At 40.9% G+C, this 18,101-nt stretch carries 14 protein-coding genes; 11 read left to right on the top strand and 3 right to left on the bottom strand.

Annotated elements, in window-relative coordinates; all coding sequences use genetic code 11:
• Positions 1 to 35: 35 nt before the first annotated feature.
• The 8 genes from SAE01_RS13290 to SAE01_RS13255 all read left to right on the top strand — a co-directional run bounded on the left by SAE01_RS13290 (position 36) and on the right by SAE01_RS13255 (position 11,823).
• On the top strand, positions 36 to 1,082 hold the full coding sequence (locus SAE01_RS13290; protein ID WP_147204256.1) for a pectinesterase family protein: 1,047 nt from the start codon (positions 36 to 38) through the stop codon (positions 1,080 to 1,082).
• Positions 1,083 to 1,161: 79 nt separating this feature from the next.
• Positions 1,162 to 2,157, top strand: coding sequence for an alpha/beta hydrolase (locus tag SAE01_RS13285; protein ID WP_147204255.1), 996 nt, complete (start codon positions 1,162 to 1,164; stop codon positions 2,155 to 2,157).
• Between the two features lie 201 nt (positions 2,158 to 2,358).
• The gene (locus SAE01_RS13280) at positions 2,359 to 3,996 is read left to right on the top strand and encodes a glycoside hydrolase family 28 protein (RefSeq protein ID WP_218029154.1); all 1,638 of its coding nucleotides are present in this window, start codon (positions 2,359 to 2,361) and stop codon (positions 3,994 to 3,996) included.
• Between the two features lie 306 nt (positions 3,997 to 4,302).
• Positions 4,303 to 6,231, top strand: coding sequence for a glycoside hydrolase family 88 protein (locus tag SAE01_RS13275; RefSeq protein WP_147204253.1), 1,929 nt, complete (start codon positions 4,303 to 4,305; stop codon positions 6,229 to 6,231).
• A 68-nt stretch (positions 6,232 to 6,299) separates the two neighbouring features.
• The gene (locus SAE01_RS13270; RefSeq protein ID WP_147204252.1) at positions 6,300 to 7,829 is read left to right on the top strand and encodes a tagaturonate reductase; all 1,530 of its coding nucleotides are present in this window, start codon (positions 6,300 to 6,302) and stop codon (positions 7,827 to 7,829) included.
• Between the two features lie 2 nt (positions 7,830 to 7,831).
• On the top strand, positions 7,832 to 9,484 hold the full coding sequence (locus tag SAE01_RS13265) for a UxaA family hydrolase (RefSeq protein ID WP_147204251.1): 1,653 nt from the start codon (positions 7,832 to 7,834) through the stop codon (positions 9,482 to 9,484).
• Between the two features lie 93 nt (positions 9,485 to 9,577).
• Positions 9,578 to 10,993 (top strand): glucuronate isomerase, encoded by a 1,416-nt coding sequence (gene uxaC / locus SAE01_RS13260; protein WP_147204250.1) that lies wholly within the window; start codon positions 9,578 to 9,580, stop codon positions 10,991 to 10,993.
• A 68-nt stretch (positions 10,994 to 11,061) separates the two neighbouring features.
• Positions 11,062 to 11,823, top strand: a complete 762-nt coding sequence (locus SAE01_RS13255; RefSeq protein WP_147204249.1) for a rhomboid family intramembrane serine protease — start codon at positions 11,062 to 11,064, stop codon at positions 11,821 to 11,823.
• Between the two features lie 22 nt (positions 11,824 to 11,845).
• On the opposite strand, the gene SAE01_RS13250 is transcribed toward SAE01_RS13255, so the two are convergent.
• From SAE01_RS13250 to SAE01_RS13240, 3 genes are all read right to left on the bottom strand, one after another.
• Positions 11,846 to 13,090 (bottom strand): DUF6786 family protein, encoded by a 1,245-nt coding sequence (locus SAE01_RS13250; RefSeq protein ID WP_246113235.1) that lies wholly within the window; start codon positions 13,088 to 13,090, stop codon positions 11,846 to 11,848.
• Between the two features lie 42 nt (positions 13,091 to 13,132).
• The gene (gene fucP, locus SAE01_RS13245; RefSeq protein ID WP_147204248.1) at positions 13,133 to 14,380 is read right to left on the bottom strand and encodes an L-fucose:H+ symporter permease; all 1,248 of its coding nucleotides are present in this window, start codon (positions 14,378 to 14,380) and stop codon (positions 13,133 to 13,135) included.
• A 118-nt stretch (positions 14,381 to 14,498) separates the two neighbouring features.
• The gene (locus tag SAE01_RS13240) at positions 14,499 to 14,942 is read right to left on the bottom strand and encodes a DUF2721 domain-containing protein (RefSeq protein ID WP_147204247.1); all 444 of its coding nucleotides are present in this window, start codon (positions 14,940 to 14,942) and stop codon (positions 14,499 to 14,501) included.
• A gap of 325 nt (positions 14,943 to 15,267) precedes the next feature.
• Here SAE01_RS13240 and SAE01_RS13235 point away from each other — a divergent pair, with 325 nt between their 5' ends.
• The 3 genes from SAE01_RS13235 (at position 15,268) to SAE01_RS13225 (ending at position 17,985) form a co-directional block, all read left to right on the top strand.
• Positions 15,268 to 16,611 carry an FAD-binding protein gene (locus tag SAE01_RS13235; protein WP_147204246.1) on the top strand — a complete coding sequence of 448 codons (1,344 nt, stop codon included), beginning with the start codon at positions 15,268 to 15,270 and terminating at the stop codon, positions 16,609 to 16,611.
• Positions 16,612 to 16,766: 155 nt separating this feature from the next.
• Positions 16,767 to 16,964 (top strand): cold-shock protein, encoded by a 198-nt coding sequence (locus SAE01_RS13230; RefSeq protein WP_147204245.1) that lies wholly within the window; start codon positions 16,767 to 16,769, stop codon positions 16,962 to 16,964.
• A gap of 178 nt (positions 16,965 to 17,142) precedes the next feature.
• Positions 17,143 to 17,985, top strand: coding sequence for an SDR family NAD(P)-dependent oxidoreductase (locus tag SAE01_RS13225; protein ID WP_147204244.1), 843 nt, complete (start codon positions 17,143 to 17,145; stop codon positions 17,983 to 17,985).
• Positions 17,986 to 18,101 lie beyond the last annotated feature (116 nt).

The following is an 18,101-nucleotide window of genomic DNA, read 5'->3' as shown; positions in this document are numbered from 1 at the left end:
TTTAAGCACTAAAATTCAGAAAAGAATAAATCATTATGAGGCAACTATCATTCATTGTAGCAGCATGTTTTACAACTCTTATGTCAATTCTTTTGCTGACTAGTGCACAGGCTCAGAAGAGTAATGCAAGCAGAAGGATTATAGTTGATATCAACGGCAAGGGAGATTTTAAATCCGTACAAGGCGCGATCAATAGCTTGGCAGATTCTTCAAATGTTCCGCGTACTATTTTCATAAGAAAAGGTATTTACAACGAGAAGATTTACATCCAAAAACACAATATCATTTTAGCAGGAGAAGATCGTGAGGGCACGATTATAACACAAGCCATTGCGAGAGATGAATGGAGGTGTTTGCACAACGACGATTGGGGTGTTGCTACCTTAAACATTGATGGTAATGACATCACGCTTCAAAATCTAACCATTACGAATTCTTATGGATTTAAGCTGTCGAAAGATGTCTTAATTAGTTGCCCTTTAGATACCGTTACCAGGCAAAAAACGATTACGAAGAGCGGGCATCAAATGGCGATGCGAACAATGAATGCGACTCGTTTGAAAGCCATCAATTGTCACTTCAGTGCTTTTGGTGGAGATACGGTAAGTCCATGGAATGTCGAGAATGGACTGTTCTATTTTAAAGATTGCATCATGGAAGGCGGTGTAGATTTCTATTGTCCCCGGGGTTGGGCATATGCTGAAAATTGTCGTTTTATTTCGCATTCCGGTTCTGCAGCAATCTGGCATGATGGGTCAAAATTTGAAGACTCTAAAACGGTTTTGATGGGCTGTTCTTTTGAAGGTTTTGACGGCTTCAACTTGGGCCGGTATCATCGTGACGCTCAATTTTATTTGATCAATTGCACGTTTGCTGCAAACATGTCTGATAAGAATATTTATCGTGTAGCGACTTCTAATACTATACAATGGGGTGATAGAATTTATTATTTCAATTGCCATAAGACCGGTGGAGACTACGCATGGCATCGGGATAATTTGAAAACTGCTGCCGGTTCTCCTGGTGCAAAGCAAATAAATGCAAGATGGGTATTTAAAGAAAAGTGGAACCCATTGCAGTAGCAGTTCCGCTATAACATTAACTCTGAAATATCATATACAACGGGTAAGCTTCTTTATGATATTTAAGCAAATTTGGAAAATGCATCTTAAAAAGTCCTTTCTTCTGCCAACGACCATCCCGCTATTTACCCTTGCATTTGTGTTGATCGCCGTGGTTGCAGACGCCCAGGAAGTTATTCCACGAGATACCTCATTTACTGTTTACAGCGCTTTTGTAAAAGAGCGTAAAAAATATCCATTCATAGAAACCGTACGGCCCGAACTACCTAAAGGAGTTTTGGCAAAGGAAAATGTAGTTTATAGTTCGATTGGTCAAAGGCACTTACATGCTGATGTTTTTTATCCTGCTAAAAAAACTAAGCTGCGCTATCCGGCAGTATTATTAATTTTTGGAGGTGGATGGAAGTCAGGTGATAAATCAATGTCAATTCCGATGGCTCAAAGATTAGCTGCGGAAGGATATGTGGCAGTAGCAGTTGAATACCGGCTTTCTCCCGAAGCAAAGTATCCCGCGGCCGTCCATGATATCAAAGCCGCCATCAGGTGGATGCGTGCAAATGCGCAGAAATACAACATCGATAAAACAAAGATTGCAGTTCATGGGGTCTCAGCAGGCGGACAACTCGCTGCCCTGGTTGGAGCAACAAATAGTATAAAAAAATTTGAAGGCAACGGTGGTAACAGCAAACAATCAAGTTGGGTAAATGCGATTATGGACATCGATGGAATTCTTGCTTTTAAACATCCCGAGTCTGCTGAAGGGCAGGTAGCAGCTGAATGGTTAGGTGGAACGTATGAGCAAAAGCCGCAGGTTTGGGAAGAAGCATCAGCGTTGACACATGCAGGTAAAAATACTCCACCTATTATTTTTATTCAAAGCCAATATCCCCGGTTTACGGCAGGGTACAAGGAGATGATCACCAAGCTGAATAAGTATGGCATTTATTCAGAAGTGCATACCGTGCCGGATACACCGCATCCGTTCTGGTTATTCCATCCCTGGTTCGAACCTACGATGAAGTATACTTTGAACTTTTTAAACAAGGTTTTTAAAGAACAGCATAATAAACTTTGAACTCCTGGTGGTTAAAAAAAGCTTTGAGCATACTGAAGCAGACTGATCGATTGAAACGAAACTTGAAAATACAATTGGCATCGATTGCGTAAAAAATGCGGTTAAAAAATGTTCCTTTTGCCGGTTGAATCAAAACACTTGGCTAAGTTTATCAGGCATTTTAGTCATAACAGAATGATTAGAATGACTAAATCATTGTACATGCTCAAACGATTGCTCTCGGTTCTCCCAATTCTTGCCGTATTGGCTTTTAAACAAGCTCCAACACTGCCTCGTGTAATTACGCCAACTTTTAAAAAGGATACAATAAACATCATTACCTATGGCGCCAAGGCCGACGGCATTACGCTCAATACGAAAAGCATAAATGCCGCTGTAACAGCTTGTAGCAAAAAAGGGGGCGGCGTTGTAGTCGTTCCTGCGGGCTTGTGGCTAACCGGGCCAGTAGAACTTAAAAGCAACGTAAACCTTCACTTAAAGAAAGAGGCGTTACTGCAGTTTACTCCTGATTTTGATCAATACGAATTGGTGCAAAGTAACTGGGAAGGTGTTCCGCAGTGGAGAAACCAGTCACCGCTTTTTGCTAATAACCAAACCAATATTGCTATCACCGGCTTTGGAATTATTGATGGTTCGGGCGAAGCTTGGCGGATGGTTAAAAAGGACAAATTAACCGAAACACAATGGAAAAAACTGGTAGCGTCAGGTGGCGTTTTAAGCAGCGATAAGAAGACCTGGTACCCAAGTGAAAAATCATTGAAAGGTTCTACGGTAAAAAACGCTGGCTACATAACGCCGGAAAAAACACTCGAAGATGTGAAAGCAGTGAAAGATTTTTTACGACCAAACCTGTTGGTTTTCAATGGCTGTAAAAAAGTGCTACTTGAAGGTGTTACCTTTCAAAATTCTCCCGCCTGGTGTTTGCATCCCCTCATGTGCGAGGACTTGACAGTTAGAAATGTCTATGCTAAAAATCCATGGTATGCACAAAATGGCGATGGTATTGATTTGGAGTCTTGTAAGAATGTAGTGATTGAAAATAGCACGTTCGATGTGGGTGATGATGGCATCTGTATAAAGTCGGGCAGAGATGCGGAGGGCAGGAAAAGAGGTAAGCCAACAGAAAATGTGGTGGTTCGTAATTGCACTGTATACCATGCCCATGGTGGTTTTGTAATCGGGAGCGAAATGAGCGGTGGTGCTAAAAATATTTACGTTGACAATTGCACTTTTATCGGAACAGATATTGGACTTCGTTTTAAAACTACCCGCGGTCGCGGTGGCATTGTAGAGAACATTTTTGTCAATAACATCGTCATGAAAGACATTGTTGCTGAAGCTATCTTATTCGACATGTATTATGCAGCCGTGGACCCTGTTGTTTTAGCGGGCGAAAAACGCGAACCACCAAAAGTGGAGACTTTGCCGGTTACTGAAGAGACGCCGCAGTTTAAAGAAATTTATATCACAAACGTGGTTTGTAACAATGCGGAGAAAGCGGTTTTTGTTAGAGGGCTGCCGGAAATGAATGTCAAAAACATCGTTTTAAAAGACATGGTCTTAAGAGCCAAAGAGGGATTGTATATGACTGAAGCTGATGGCTTCGTTTTTAAAAATGTAAAGTTATATACAACGAATACTGATCCTGTTTTAAACGTGCATAACAGTAAAAACATTACTTTGGAAGGCATTGACTATAGTGCAGGTTCGAATGTTCTAATCAACGTGAGCGGCGAAAAAAGTAAAGGTATTGTGGTAACTAAAACAGACACAGGAAAGGCATCAAAAAAGTTCACCACCACTTATGGCGCCAACGAGGCGGCAGTAGAAATGAAATAGGAAAACGTTTTATGGGTGGAGTTATAAGCGATGTTTACTAACGAGCTTTTTAGACAGTTTTTTATAACAAGCAAAAAATCATTATTGAACATCGTTGTGTCACTCACTTGTACTTATTATCCTTTGCTGAACTTTATTTCTTAAGCGGATGTTTTAATCGCGAAGGCAGAAAAGCATGAAGATTTAAAAACTGTTGTGCAAGTTGACAAAGGTGAATAGAGAAAGAATTGTACAAAAGTGCGACGCAACATTGATGATTAGAACTACAATGCTTGTAACCAAAAAAGAATGGCCTTTTTAAAAAGTATGAAAAGATTAATAACGGTTGTTTTACTGCTGGTAACTGTGCAACAATTGCATGCTCAAAGTTTTTCAGAAAAGATGGCGACGACCGTCATGACGATCTGGAAAGACTCGATGCAAATGGACAAGGACAAGCCTGTGAAATGGGCCTACGACCAGGGCGTGGTTTTGAAGGGCATCGAAGGCCTTTGGTTAAGAACGGGTGATAAAAAATACTTCGATTACATACAGAAAAGCATGGACTTTTTTGTAAAGGACGATGGCTCTATTCGTACTTACAAACTTTCGAATTACAATATTGATAATGTTCTTTGCGGCAGAAACCTGTTGATGCTTTATAATGTTTTAGGCAAGGAGAAATACTACAAAGCAGCAGCAACTTTACGGGACCAATTAAGAACACATCCTCGCACGAAAGAAGGAGGTTTTTGGCACAAGGAAATTTACCCATGGCAAATGTGGCTCGATGGTTTGTACATGGGGCAACCGTTTTATGCAGAGTGGTCAAAGACCTTTCACGACGATACTGCTTTTAATGATATAGCTAAGCAATTTATCTTAATGGAGCGTCATGCGCGTGATGCGAAAACAGGATTGCTGTACCACGGCTACGATGAGTCCCGTCAGCAGCAATGGGCCGATAAAACAACCGGTCGTTCGCCTCATGTCTGGGGACGCGCAATGGGCTGGTACGGAATGGCATTGGTTGATGTGCTCGAAAATTTTCCGGAAAATAACGCTTACAGAGATACGCTTGAACGCATACTAAATCGTTTCGCAACCGCTGTAGTAAAATACCAGGATCGGAAAACAGGCCTCTGGTATGACATCGTTGATATGGCCGGAAAGGATAAAAATTATGTGGAAGCATCAGCATCGAGCATGCTTGTTTACGCGCTGGCTAAAGGAGTTCGCTTAGGCGCTTTGCCGTCTTCAAAATATCTACCGGCAGCAAAAAAAGGATACGCCGGTATTATTGCAAATTTTATTAAAACCGAAAACGGGCAAGTAAATCTGCATGGTACTGTAAGCGTTTCGGGCCTTGGCGGTAACCCTTATCGCGATGGTAGCTACGATTATTACATGAGCGAAAAAGTGGTCGTAAATGATCCAAAGGGAGTGGGGGCTTTTTTACTGGCAAGCAATGAAATTGAGATCATACCTGGTAAAGCAATTGGTAAGAATAAATTGGTTTTGCTAGACCACTATTTCAACGGTGAAACCAAAAAAGATATTACTGGCAAGAACATTCCTTACCACTACGTATGGGATGAAATGGATAACAACGGGTTCTCCTTGCTGGGAGAAATTTTTAAACAAAACGGTTCAAAAATCAGCACTTTGGCTGAGGCGCCCGTGTATGAAAATTTAAGCGCTGCAAGTGTCTATATAATTGTTGATCCTGACACTGAAAAGGAAAGTACAAAGCCGAATTACATGGAGCCGCAACATGTAAAAGCGATTTACAATTGGGTGAAAGAAGGCGGCGTGCTGGCGCTATTTATGAACGACAGCGTTAACGCAGAGTTTGACCACTTTAATACTTTGGCAGAAAAGTTTGGCATTCACTTCAACCAGGACAATAAGAACCGCGTGAAGGGAACCAACTTTGAAGAAGGTGCAGTGCCGATTCCTGTGAACCATTCTATTTTCAAGAATGCCAAAAAGGCCTATATAAAAGAACTTAGTACACTAAAAGTAAGTGCACCAGCAAAATCAGTTTTAAAGAAAGATGGCGATGATTTGATTGCGATTGCAAAAGTGGGTCATGGTTATGTGTTTGCCGTTGGAGATCCGTGGTTTTACAATGAATACATCGATGGCCGAAAACTCCCTGGTGAGTTTGACAACTTCCAGGCAGCACAGGATTTTGTAAAGTGGGTGCTGACGATTAAGACAAATAAATATGATATTATTCCTTGGGGAAAATAGCTCTACCAAGAGGTTCGATTTCCTGAAACAAATCTGATCTAAATACAAATTGCACTTTAACTATTCTTATGAATTTATCCCGTAAAAGCATTGCAGGCATTTCAGCTAACAACCTTCAAACTCCAACCGAAAATCTTTTTCAACTGCCTGAAAAAGTGCTGCAATTCGGAACCGGTGTTTTGCTGCGTGGACTTCCTGATTATTTTATTGACAAAGCAAATAAGCAAGGTGTTTTCAATGGAAGAGTAGTGGTTGTGAAATCCACTTCACAAGGCGGAACTGATGCATTTGCACAGCAGGATAATTTGTTCACGCAATGTATTAGAGGTTTAGAAGGCGAGACAAAGATTGAAGAGAATATTATCAATGCAAGTATCAGCAGGGTTCTTTCAGCGAGAGAGCAATGGAATGAAATATTGGAATGCGCCGAAAATTCCGACATGGAAATTATTATCTCAAACACCACTGAGGTGGGTATTAGCTTAGTTAAAGATGATAAGATAGATAGTCAGCCGCCAGTTTCCTTCCCGGGAAAATTGCTGGCTTTTTTATATAAGAGGTTTAAAGCTTTTAAAGGAGATTCTGCAAAAGGAATGATAATCGTTCCAACTGAATTGATTGTAGACAACGGCAAAAAGTTGAAAGCTATTGTGCTTGAGTTGGCCCAGCTAAACGGGGCTGAAGCTGCGTTCATAGCCTGGCTCGAATCTGCTAATCATTTTTGTGACTCTTTGGTTGACCGGATCGTTCCAGGGAAATTGCCCGCCGCTGACCAGCAAAAGTTTCAACAGGAATTTCAGTATAACGATGAGCTGATGATCATGAGTGAAAGCTATAGTTTATGGGCCATTGAAGCAAAGGATGAAAAAGTAAAAGAAAAGCTTTCTTTTTATAAAACAGATCCTGGTGTTGTAATAGCTCGCGACATCAATAAGTTTCGTGAATTGAAACTTCGCTTACTAAATGGAACGCACACTTTAACTTGTGCGCTTGCGCATCTTGCAGGTTGTACTACCGTAAAAGAGGCCATGGATGATGAAGCCATTTCAGCTTATGTAACGGCTTTAATGGTCAATGAAATTGCACCTGCAATTGTTAGTTCTAACTTATCTTTGGACGAAGCAAAAACATTCGCAGAAAAGGTACGTGACCGTTTTAGAAATCCCTTTATTGAACACAAATGGTCAAGCATTTCGGTTCAATATTCTTCCAAAATGAAGATGCGCAACGTGCCAATTTTGTTGAAGCATTATGAGTCGCATGAGACCGTTCCGCAACTCATAGCAGTAGGTTTTGCTGCTTATATCGTCTTTATGAATTGCAGCAAAATCAATGAGAAATTCATTGGATCTGCGAGAGGAGTTGAATACGCAATACAAGACGATCATGCAGGTTGGTTTGCTGAGCGAAGCAATTTAAGTGGGGATGATTTAGTGCAGGCTGTATTGAGTGATAAAGATTTTTGGGAGCACGACTTAGCTGGGCTTCCCGGTTTTGCTGAGGCAGTTGCAGACAACTATAAACAATTGAGAAGGGGTGAAGTTAAGCAAGCTATTAAAGATTGCTTAACTGAAAACGTTGAATCAACCAGAGTATAATTATGAAAAAGAGTATTTTAAAAGTACATCCAGACGATAACGTAGTTGTAGCCTTGCGGGATCTTACAAAAGCTGAAGTGGTAGAGCTGGATGGCAAAACATATACAATAGCTGAGGACATACAAGCCAAACATAAATTTCCTGAAACGGCTTTGGAACCCGGGGATTCGATTTTCATGTATGGAGTATTGGTTGGCAAAGCCCAAACTCATATTCCTGCCGGTGCGCGAATTTCTACTGCAAACGTAAAGCATGCATCTACCGGTTTCCAGCTAGGCCAACGAAGAACAGATTGGAAGGTTCCCGATACATCAAAATTTGAAGGAAGGACTTTTATGGGCTACCATCGTAGTGATGGAAGTGTGGGAACAGCTAATCATTGGTTGGTTATCCCATTGGTGTTTTGTGAGAACAGGAATGTGGATGTGTTGAAAGAAAGTTTGTTGGACGAGCTAGGTTTTGCCCGTCCAAAGAAATACAACCAGTTTGCGAAGCAGTTAAAGCAACTGTATTCTTCCGGCAGATCAGTCCAGGAGATCTTAAATGTACAGTTCCAGGAGGATGAGCAGCTCGCAAGAATTGAGCGTTTATTTAGCAATATTGATGGAGTAAAGTTCATTACGCATGAAGGCGGTTGCGGCGGCACGCGACAAGACGCACAAGCGCTCTGCGGATTGTTTGCAGGTTATGCTACGCACTCCAATGTTTGCGGTGTGACTGTGCTAAGCCTCGGTTGTCAAAATGCACAGGTTGCAATGCTTGAAGAAGAAATTGCGAAGCGGATGCCAAACTTTGATAAACCCCTTTATATACTGGAGCAACAAAAAGTAGGGTCTGAAACTGAATTGATTTCCCAGGCCTTGAAGAAAACCTTTGCAGGTTTAATGATAGCAAATCAAAACGAAAGAAAGCCTGCTCCAATAAGTAAACTTTGTATTGGTCTTGAGTGTGGAGGTTCGGATGGTTTTTCAGGCATTTCTGCAAATCCGGCAATTGGTTATACGAGCGATCTTTTGGTGGCATGCGGTGGTTCAGTTATTCTTTCAGAGTTTCCGGAGTTGTGCGGTGTAGAGCAGGAGATGAGCGACCGTTGCGTGGACGAGACAAAGGCAAACCGCTTTATTGAGATCATGCGCCGCTATGCGCAAAGGGCTAAAGAATCTGGTTCAGGTTTCGATATGAACCCTTCTCCCGGCAATATAAAAGACGGTTTGATTACCGATGCTATTAAGTCTGCAGGTGCTGCAAAAAAAGGCGGCACTTCACCTGTAACTGACGTGCTGGATTATCCGGAAAAGGTAACTAAGCCGGGATTGAATTTGCTTTGCACTCCCGGAAATGATGTTGAGTCAACTACAGCTGAAGTTGCAGCGGGCGCTAACATCGTGTTGTTTACAACGGGTCTTGGTACTCCTACCGGCAACCCGGTTGCTCCCGTCCTTAAGCTGTCAAGCAATACTAAGTTGTACGAGAAGATGAAAGATATCATTGACATCAATACTGGTACTATCATAGAAGGCGAAGAAACTATAGAACAGGCCGGCGAAAGAATATTGGATTATGTAATTAAAGTCGCGAGCGGCGAAGTAGTTGCAAAATCAGTAAAGAACGGCCAGGAAGATTTTATTCCCTGGAAGCGGGGAGTGAGTTTGTAGAGTTTAAAGTTTTGGTTGCCCGCTTTTTGATTTTTTCCTTTTCATTTTTTCCTTTTGACTTTTGATCTACCCTAAAGAACCAACGTTTGTAATATGAAAAAATTCCTGGACGAAAACTTTCTGCTAAAGAATAGTACTGCCGAGCGGTTGTATCATGAATTTGCTAAAGACATGCCAGTGATAGATTATCACTGTCATCTGCCTCAAAAGCAAATCGCAGAAGATTATCAATTCAAAAGCTTGGCTGAAGCGTGGCTATACGGCGACCATTACAAATGGCGTGCGATGCGCGCAAACGGAGTGGATGAAAGTTATTGCACCGGCAATAAGCCCGACCAGGAAAAGTTTCAAAAGTGGGCAGAGACAGTTCCTTATACTTTACGCAATCCCCTATACCACTGGACCCACCTCGAGCTACAAAGGTACTTTGGCGTGTATAAAATTTTAAACGGAGATACGGCACAAGGGATTTTTGAAGAGTGCTCAGAAAAGCTTCAAAGTCCTGAATTCTCAGTAAGAAGTTTACTGAGAAAGATGAAGGTGAAGATGGTTTGTACAACAGACGACCCTGCTGATAATCTTGAATACCACATTCAGCTTGCAGAAGAAGGATTTGAAATTCCTATCCTTCCTGCATTCAGACCGGACAACGCAATGAATGTTGACAATACAACCACCTTCAATAGTTACGTTGGTCGTTTAGAGGGTGCTGCAAATGTTTCAATTGGCTCTTTAAAAGAATTTCTGGCTGCGATAAAATCTCGTCATGATTTTTTTGCAGCAAATGGTTGCACCGTTTCTGACCATGGTCTTGAAGCCATTGTTGCTGAAGATTACACTGATGCCGAAATTGAAAATATTTTCAATAAAGTTCGTTCTGGTAAAGATTTAAATGAGCTTGAAAAGGCGCAGTTCAAATCGGCAATGCTCATACAGTTTGCGGAATGGGACTGGGAAAAAGGGTGGGTACAGCAATATCATTTGGGTGCGTTACGCAACAACAATACAAGAAGATTACGCGACCTTGGTCCTGACACCGGTTGGGATTCTATAGGAGACTTTCAGCAAGGACGATCGCTATCAAAATTCTTGAGAACGCTCGATGACCAGAACAAGTTAACCAAGACAATTCTCTATAACTTAAATCCTGCTGATAATGATTTGTTTGCTACAATGGCAGGCAATTTTAACGACGGTTCTGTAGCTGGTAAGATCCAGTTTGGTTCGGGCTGGTGGTTTCTTGACCAGAAAGATGGCATGATCAAGCAAATGAATTCACTGTCTAATATGGGCTTGCTTAGCCGGTTTATAGGTATGCTTACTGATAGCCGCAGTTTCCTTTCATTTCCCCGTCACGAATATTTCCGCCGCATCTTGTGTAATTTATTTGGTGAAGAAATCGAAGATGGCGAATTGCCAAACGACATCGAATGGACCGGTAAGGTGATCCAGGATATTTGCTTTAATAACGCCAAAAGTTACTTTAACTGGAATGAGAGGATAAAATAGATAAACACAGGTTTGAGTAATAGTGACGATCTTAAGGGAACAAGATTTGTAATGTTTTGTAAGAAACAATGCTTCTACCAATTGGGGATGATAACAGAGACAGGAAAATAACTCCCGTCATCAATTATCTGCTAATAACCCTAAACATTTTTGCGTTCATTTATTGGCAAAGACTGGGTCAGGATCTGCCCGTTACTTTCGGTTATGCCACCGTTCCCGGGGAAATTTTAACCGGCACTGATATCATTACTGACACTAAGGTTTTGACTGACCCTTATACCGGCCAGGACCTTCAACTGCCTGGTCTTCAACGAACCCCTGTTCCTGTTTTTCTTACACTAATCACTTCGATGTTTATGCATGGTGGTATTGCCCATCTGCTTGGCAACATGTTGTTCCTCTGGATTTTCGGTGATAACATAGAAAACTCTTTAGGACACATAAAGTACCTCGCCTTCTACCTGCTATGTGGTATCCTCGCTAGTTTAAGTCACGTGTTTGCCACTTTAATTTTAGGTCAAAATTTACTCATTCCTTCGCTTGGTGCTTCGGGTGCTATTTCCGCTGTTTTAGGTGGTTACATGCTATTGTTTCCGACAAGGGGTGTGCACGTATGGTTGTTTTTATTTTTTGTGGTAACCATACCTGCTTTTATAGTGGTAGGCTTATGGTTTGTCTTCCAGGTGCTAAATGGATTGGGCACTTTGGGAGGAGAAGAGGCTGGGGGCATTGCCTATGCCGCCCATATTGGTGGTTTCGTTTCCGGACTTTTCCTCGTAAAATCATTTATAAAAAAGGCCCCAAGGCGAAAGGCGTGGTGGAATGCTTAAAGAGTACCACCGATTGAAGTACTTAGAAAGCTTTCTTGATTTCTTCCAAACCAACTCCAAAAAGCTTTTTTGCAATTACATCTAACCCTTGTTCATTTCCTGTAAAATGATACACTGCATGCTTATGAGAAAGGGATTCGTTTGGTTTTAAGAAGGCAGCTGGAGAAACACTTTCAATTTCATAGAAAGGTCCCATTTGAGTTCCATCGGCTAATGGTCCGTCATTGTACGCATTTACAGCATCACCAGAAAATGAAGGCTTGGTAGTATTCCATTCCTGGTTGAGATATTTTGCACCAGGATCAACATCAAACATCGTTATAGTGAGAACCTTACTTTGAGCGTCATAACTTCCTGCCAGCGGTTTGGCTTTACCGGGTGTAATTCCCAGCTTGCCCCTGCTTTTACCATCAGCTTTAAAGTATAAAACTTCATTGGTATGCTTGATCCTATTGCCGGGGATTTCACCAAAGTAATTAGTGGTCGCAACTTTATTGAAAGGTTCAGTGCCGGCGTCTTTAAAAGGAACAACTATCACAGTTGCCGGAGTGGGCTTAAACATATCAAGGATCCACATACAAGGCATGCCCGTACTGTCTGTCCATTCGAAAGGACCTTTGTTTATTAATACATTGGAGGTCTGATAACCTACCACTTTTATTGACGTATCTACTGTCACGCCCAGGTTGGTTTGTATTTGTTGCTTGTCTAAAATTTTGATGATTCTGTCCACCAACAACTGCATTTCAGTGCCTTTGTAATTTGTTAGTTTCATTTCTTTTTGCAAGCTGATAGCATCGCTGGATTGGTTCGTAACCTTCCATGCTTCCGTATCAATCGGCGCAGGAGTTTTCCAGTTATCAAAAACCATTTCTGCTCCCGGTTCGAAATACAACGAAAATTTTCCGCCTTCAGGTCCAAGCCATAAACGATTTTCTCCACCAAATGCGTTCATGTGTGCATCCACCTGTCCCGAAAATGCTTTATAATTAACCCATCCAAAACTGTAACCCTCGTTTCCTTCAGCTGTCGAGGTAAATACTTTTGCCTGGTATTTTGGGGAGACAATTACTTTTGAATTTTCGTCCGCCGCTTGTAAAACAACAACGCTGTCATGCTGCTTCAGAAAATTGAGGTCATAACCGAAAGTGCCTTCCTTGTAGGTATTTTCATTGTTGTCTTCATTCGGCTGTTTTTTCGCAGCATTGTTGCAGGAAGCAATCATCGTTGTAATGAATAAAGTAGAATATATAAGTTTTTTGATCATCCAAACACAAGGTTGCAGATAGGTAAGTAATGGCGGCTTTGTTTAATGAGCAACAGACAACGTAATGTCTTTAACCCGAAGGTTCTTTATAGCAAAATAAAATACTACGATAAAACAAACAGCAGGTACGACATAAGCTGTTTGTATGTTAGTTGCATCTGAGAGCTTACCCATAATCACGGGGAAGACTGCGCCCCCTGCTATCGCCATTATTACCAGTGAAGAACCCTCTTTTGTTTTTGCTCCCAATCCATGAATACTCAAAGAGAAGATAGTTGGGAACATGATGGACATAAAGACTTCAACCCCAACTAAGGCATACACTGAAATTTTACCGCTGGTCATTACTGCAAGCGCAAGCAAACCCATATTAATGATACTGAAAGCTGCGAGCAATTTTGCAGGAGATATATACCTCATTAAAAAAGTGCCTATAAACCTTCCAACCATAAAGCCTAACAATGCTGCTGACAAATACATGGCAGCCTGTTTTTCTGCGATATCCGCAACTCTTTTTGAGAATCGGATAAAGAAGCTGCTTACACAAACCTGCGCACCTACATAAAAGAATTGGGCTAACACACCTAACATCAGATTTTTTTCCTTCAACAACGATTGCTCCACCCTTACGTCTTCACTCTCTATGATATCCGGCAACTTTGTTTTCCAGATGAATATGGCAACTAATAACACGACCGCGCCTATTATAATAAATGGAATTTGTACTGAGTTTGCCTCCGTTTGCAAATAATTACTGAGTTGTTGCTGGCTCATCGCGGCCTCTTCTTGAGGAGTGTAAGTTTGACCGGACAGTATAAAAAGTCCTCCTACCAAGGGAGCCAAAGTTGCCGCGAGCCCGTTGAATGATTGAGCAAAATTGATACGTTGTGTAGCTGTCTTAGGATCACCTAAAACTGTGATGTATGGATTAGCAGCTGTTTCCAGAAAAGCCAGTCCACAGGCGATGATAAATAAAGCGCCGAGGAAAAAAGCATAAGACCGCGCAGCAGCAGCCGGGAAAAAAAGAAACGATCCTGCAGCAAACAATAATAAACCAACGATTATTCCTCCTTTATATCCATGCCTTTTCATAAACAATCCCGCAGGTATAGCCATCAGGAAATAAGCTATATAAGATGCAGAGTCAATCAAGGCTGATTGCAGGTCACTTAGTTGACAGGCCTTCTTTAAATGCGGAATTAAAATTGGGTTTAAGTTAAGCGCGAAGCCCCATAGGAAAAACAAAGAAGTAAGCAGGATAATAGCAAAGCGAAAGTTGTTAGCAGGCATCTTGGTATGTTATGCAAACGTTAGTAAATAGAAGTACAACTGTTAGTACTTACAATATTATTGAAATTACAGAGTTGCAATTAATTGCAGTAAACAAATTTGGTTTAAGACATGAGAATTATTCCTTCTCAAATTTGCGTTTCACATAATCAACAATAGTAGGCTCTCTCAGGTCTTCCATATCACCTAGTTGTATCTCAAGTGCTTTGGTGCTTAGTTGTATTTCAAATAGCGATAACATAAGCGACCACAGAAAGAAGATGAGGCTCAGAGCAAACAAAATATCAGCACCTGTTTTGTTATTTAGGTAAATGAAATACATACAAATAATGCAGCATAGAAAACTAACGATACCAAGCGCCTGCATGTTTTTAATCAGTCTCAACCGGTACCGCAGATTTTTGATTTGCCCGGATAGAACACTCTGTTTGTCACTCTTCAGGTACTCCCCATGCAGAGTGCGAACAAGATTTGCAAGGGCAAGAAACCTGTTTGTATAAGCAAGCATAATAAGGCTGATCGCAGGAAACAATAATGCAGGTGTATTAAATGTGATATCCATAAAAGCAATTTATTTAAATGCAGAAATCCTTCTAAAAATCTTCAAAGCTTGCAGCCCCTTACTTTTTCCGAGTATGAAAATAAAGGCACTTTTTTAACCAAACCTGATAGCTGCAATGAAACGGCCGTTGCGTCGCACTCTTGTACTAAATCACAAACTTCGGCAAGTTTGTTTTATCCCGAAATCAGCTACTACCATTTTCTGTTCACCGTGCCTAAGTTATCAAAGCCTCACCCACTTCCATCAAAATTTACTAGTCCCTTATCTATCATAATTAATATTACTTTAGATGTATCTATATGTCATTTTCATATAGACCGATAATATGAAAAGAAAAACATTCATCAAACTATCTTCTACTTTAATGGCCACCCCTTTTATATCTCCACTTCAAGGCCTTGCCCAAAACAAAAAACTAAAAAATTGGTCAGGCAATTTAGAGTTTAGTACCAATAAAGTTTTTTATCCCAAATCAGTTGAGGCAGTACAAAAGCTGGTGAGAAAATGTGATCGATTTAAAGCGTTGGGAACAAGGCATTGTTTTAACAGGATTGCCGATAGTAAAGACAACCTGATTTCCCTCACAGAACTGAACAAGGTTGTATCGCTAGACTCGAAGGCTAATACAGTAACTGTTGAAGGAGGAATAAAGTATGGAGTACTGGCACCTTACCTCGATCAAAAAGGTTTCGCCCTGCACAATCTTGCATCGCTGCCTCACATTTCTGTTGCTGGATCTATTACAACTGCTACCCATGGCTCAGGGGTCGGCAATGGAAATCTTGCTACTGCAGTTACCGGGCTAGAAATGGTTACACCAGATGGAAGTGTTGTTCATCTGTCAAAGGATAAAGACGGAGAAGATTTTCTTGCGGCAGTTGTAGGTTTGGGTGCTTTAGGCTTGATAACAAAAGTGACTCTGCACGTTGAGCCTACCTACCAGGTGAAGCAAAATGTTTTTTTGCAAATGCCACTTACCCAACTGAAAGACAACTTTGATAAAATTGTTTCAGCCGGTTATAGTGTTAGCCTCTTTACTGATTGGCAAACAGAAAACATAAATGAAGTCTGGATAAAAAGGCGTGATCAAGGATCAGATCAGGACTTGCCGGCCGAGTTTTTTGGAGCAAAAGCAGCCACTAAAAATCTTCATCCGATCGTTGAATTATCTGCTGTTAACTGTACGGAGCAAATGGGCGTTCCGGGAAGGTGGTATGAGCGTTTGCCTCACTTTAAAATGGGCTTTACGCCAAGCAGCGGCGTGGAGCTGCAGTCCGAGTTTTTTATCCCACAACAAAATGCTGTTAATGCGCTCATGGCTATACAACGTTTAGGAAAACAAACAGGCCCTCACCTTTTTATTTCAGAAATCAGAACCATTGCTGCAGATAACTTATGGATGAGTCCTTGCCGAAACCAGGCCTCTGTGGCAATTCACTTTACATGGAAACAGGAGTGGGATGCGGTGAAAAAGCTTCTTCCAATAATTGAACAGGAACTTTCTCCATACAACGCAAGGCCGCATTGGGGCAAGCTCTTTACCATGTCTCCTAAAGTGCTTGCTTCGCGTTACGAGAAGCTTGAAGACTTTAAAAAGATAGCTATGAAATACGATCCAAAAGGCAAAATGAGGAATGAGTTTTTAAACACTAACATTTTCGGAAGCTGATAATTTATGTCTCTAATCGTGTTTTTCTTGACTATTAATTTGGTTGTTGAATCTGCACGAAAAATGTTCTTAACTTTTTAAATAGACAATCGGCATGAATAATAGTCCGCTTCTTAAATAAAAAAGATATCTTTAAATCATTAATTAAAATTATCATGAAAGAATCAGGAACAGTTAAATTTTTTAACACACTAAAGGGTTTTGGATTTATTACAAGTAACAGTGGAAAAGATTACTTTATCCATGTATCAGGACTTAATGGCTTGTCATTAAATGACGGCGCTAAAGTTGAATTTGAAACAAGACAAGGACAGAAAGGTTTAGAAGCTTTCAATGTCTCTTTACTTGGTTAATTATATATTAGTGCTATATGCAAAGATGCCACCTAACGGGTGGCATTTTTGTTTCTAGCAATTGCTGCATTAGAAAGTCCTTTTAATTGCTCAATCGTTTCGCAGACTAAAATTAGAAAGGTCATTTATTAAGATTTATGTTACAATTTTTTACCTTACTTATCTAATTCCAAACTTAATGTCAGCCGATTTTAATAATTGCGTGGTAGTTGTTACGGGTGCTGCCTCTGGCATCGGAAGGCAACTTGCTTTACAAGCTGCAGATCGGGGAGCTTTCGTTATCGCCGCCGATATTAATGCCGTGCCCCTTGAAGAAACAAAGCAATTGGGTGCACGAAAAGGATTGCAAATGGAAGTGCATGTCTTAGATGTGGCAGACAAAAAAGCGGTCTATGAATTTGCCGAATTGATAATACCTCAATTAAAAGGTCGAAAGCTTATTCTTATAAATAACGCAGGAGTTGGATTATTTAGTGGCAACTTCCATCATACGAACCAGGATGATTTTGAGTGGTTGATGAATATAAATCTTTGGGGAGTTATAAGAATGACGAAAGCTTTCTATCCCTATTTTATGGAACGAAATGAAGGTCACATTGTAAATCTGTCGAGTGTATTTGGCTTAGGAGGTTTCGCCAATCAAACAGCTTATTGTACAGCCAAATTTGGCGTGAGAGGTTTTACGGAAGCACTTCGTATGGAGCTGATGGGAACAAATATTTATACAACAACAGTTCATCCGGGTGGAATAAAAACAAACATAATGCGTGCGGCTAAACCCAAAGGAACGTTTCTTACTGAGGAAATGCATGCAAAAGCAACAGCGGATTTCGATAAGATAGCTATGACAACACCCGAGAGGGCAGCTCACCTGATACTGGAAGCAGTAAGGCGAAAAAAACTACGGCTTGTTATAGGTAAAGATGGAAGAGTAATAGATATGATGACACGGCTGTTTCCAGTTGCCTATACAAGGATTTTCAAAAAAAGGATGGACAAAGCGTTTAAAGTAAGTGTATAATTACCAAGGCTATAGCCATTAACGCAAGCATCTTGTAAATTAACATGACCAAAAATGGAAACAGACGTTGCAAGTTGGTTTACAGATGAACGAAATGCGACGCAACGATGATGACG

The organism is Segetibacter aerophilus, from assembly GCF_007991655.1.
Lineage (GTDB): Bacteria > Bacteroidota > Bacteroidia > Chitinophagales > Chitinophagaceae > Segetibacter > Segetibacter aerophilus.
The sequence above is the reverse complement of the archived record's forward strand: the minus strand, read 5'-3'. Positions and strand labels throughout refer to the sequence as shown.

What these genes read in the sequence shown, in the direction of transcription:
- SAE01_RS13290 (WP_147204256.1), top strand. Translation starts at nt 36, where the DNA reads ATGAGGCAACTATCATTCATTGTAGCAGCATGTTTTACAACTCTTATG.
- SAE01_RS13285 (WP_147204255.1), top strand. Translation starts at nt 1,162, where the DNA reads ATGCATCTTAAAAAGTCCTTTCTTCTGCCAACGACCATCCCGCTATTT.
- SAE01_RS13280 (WP_218029154.1), top strand. Translation starts at nt 2,359, where the DNA reads ATGCTCAAACGATTGCTCTCGGTTCTCCCAATTCTTGCCGTATTGGCT.
- SAE01_RS13275 (WP_147204253.1), top strand. Translation starts at nt 4,303, where the DNA reads ATGAAAAGATTAATAACGGTTGTTTTACTGCTGGTAACTGTGCAACAA.
- SAE01_RS13270 (WP_147204252.1), top strand. Translation starts at nt 6,300, where the DNA reads ATGAATTTATCCCGTAAAAGCATTGCAGGCATTTCAGCTAACAACCTT.
- SAE01_RS13265 (WP_147204251.1), top strand. Translation starts at nt 7,832, where the DNA reads ATGAAAAAGAGTATTTTAAAAGTACATCCAGACGATAACGTAGTTGTA.
- uxaC (WP_147204250.1), top strand. Translation starts at nt 9,578, where the DNA reads ATGAAAAAATTCCTGGACGAAAACTTTCTGCTAAAGAATAGTACTGCC.
- SAE01_RS13255 (WP_147204249.1), top strand. Translation starts at nt 11,062, where the DNA reads ATGCTTCTACCAATTGGGGATGATAACAGAGACAGGAAAATAACTCCC.
- SAE01_RS13250 (WP_246113235.1), bottom strand. Translation starts at nt 13,090, where the DNA reads ATGATCAAAAAACTTATATATTCTACTTTATTCATTACAACGATGATT.
- fucP (WP_147204248.1), bottom strand. Translation starts at nt 14,380, where the DNA reads ATGCCTGCTAACAACTTTCGCTTTGCTATTATCCTGCTTACTTCTTTG.
- SAE01_RS13240 (WP_147204247.1), bottom strand. Translation starts at nt 14,942, where the DNA reads ATGGATATCACATTTAATACACCTGCATTATTGTTTCCTGCGATCAGC.
- SAE01_RS13235 (WP_147204246.1), top strand. Translation starts at nt 15,268, where the DNA reads ATGAAAAGAAAAACATTCATCAAACTATCTTCTACTTTAATGGCCACC.
- SAE01_RS13230 (WP_147204245.1), top strand. Translation starts at nt 16,767, where the DNA reads ATGAAAGAATCAGGAACAGTTAAATTTTTTAACACACTAAAGGGTTTT.
- SAE01_RS13225 (WP_147204244.1), top strand. Translation starts at nt 17,143, where the DNA reads ATGTCAGCCGATTTTAATAATTGCGTGGTAGTTGTTACGGGTGCTGCC.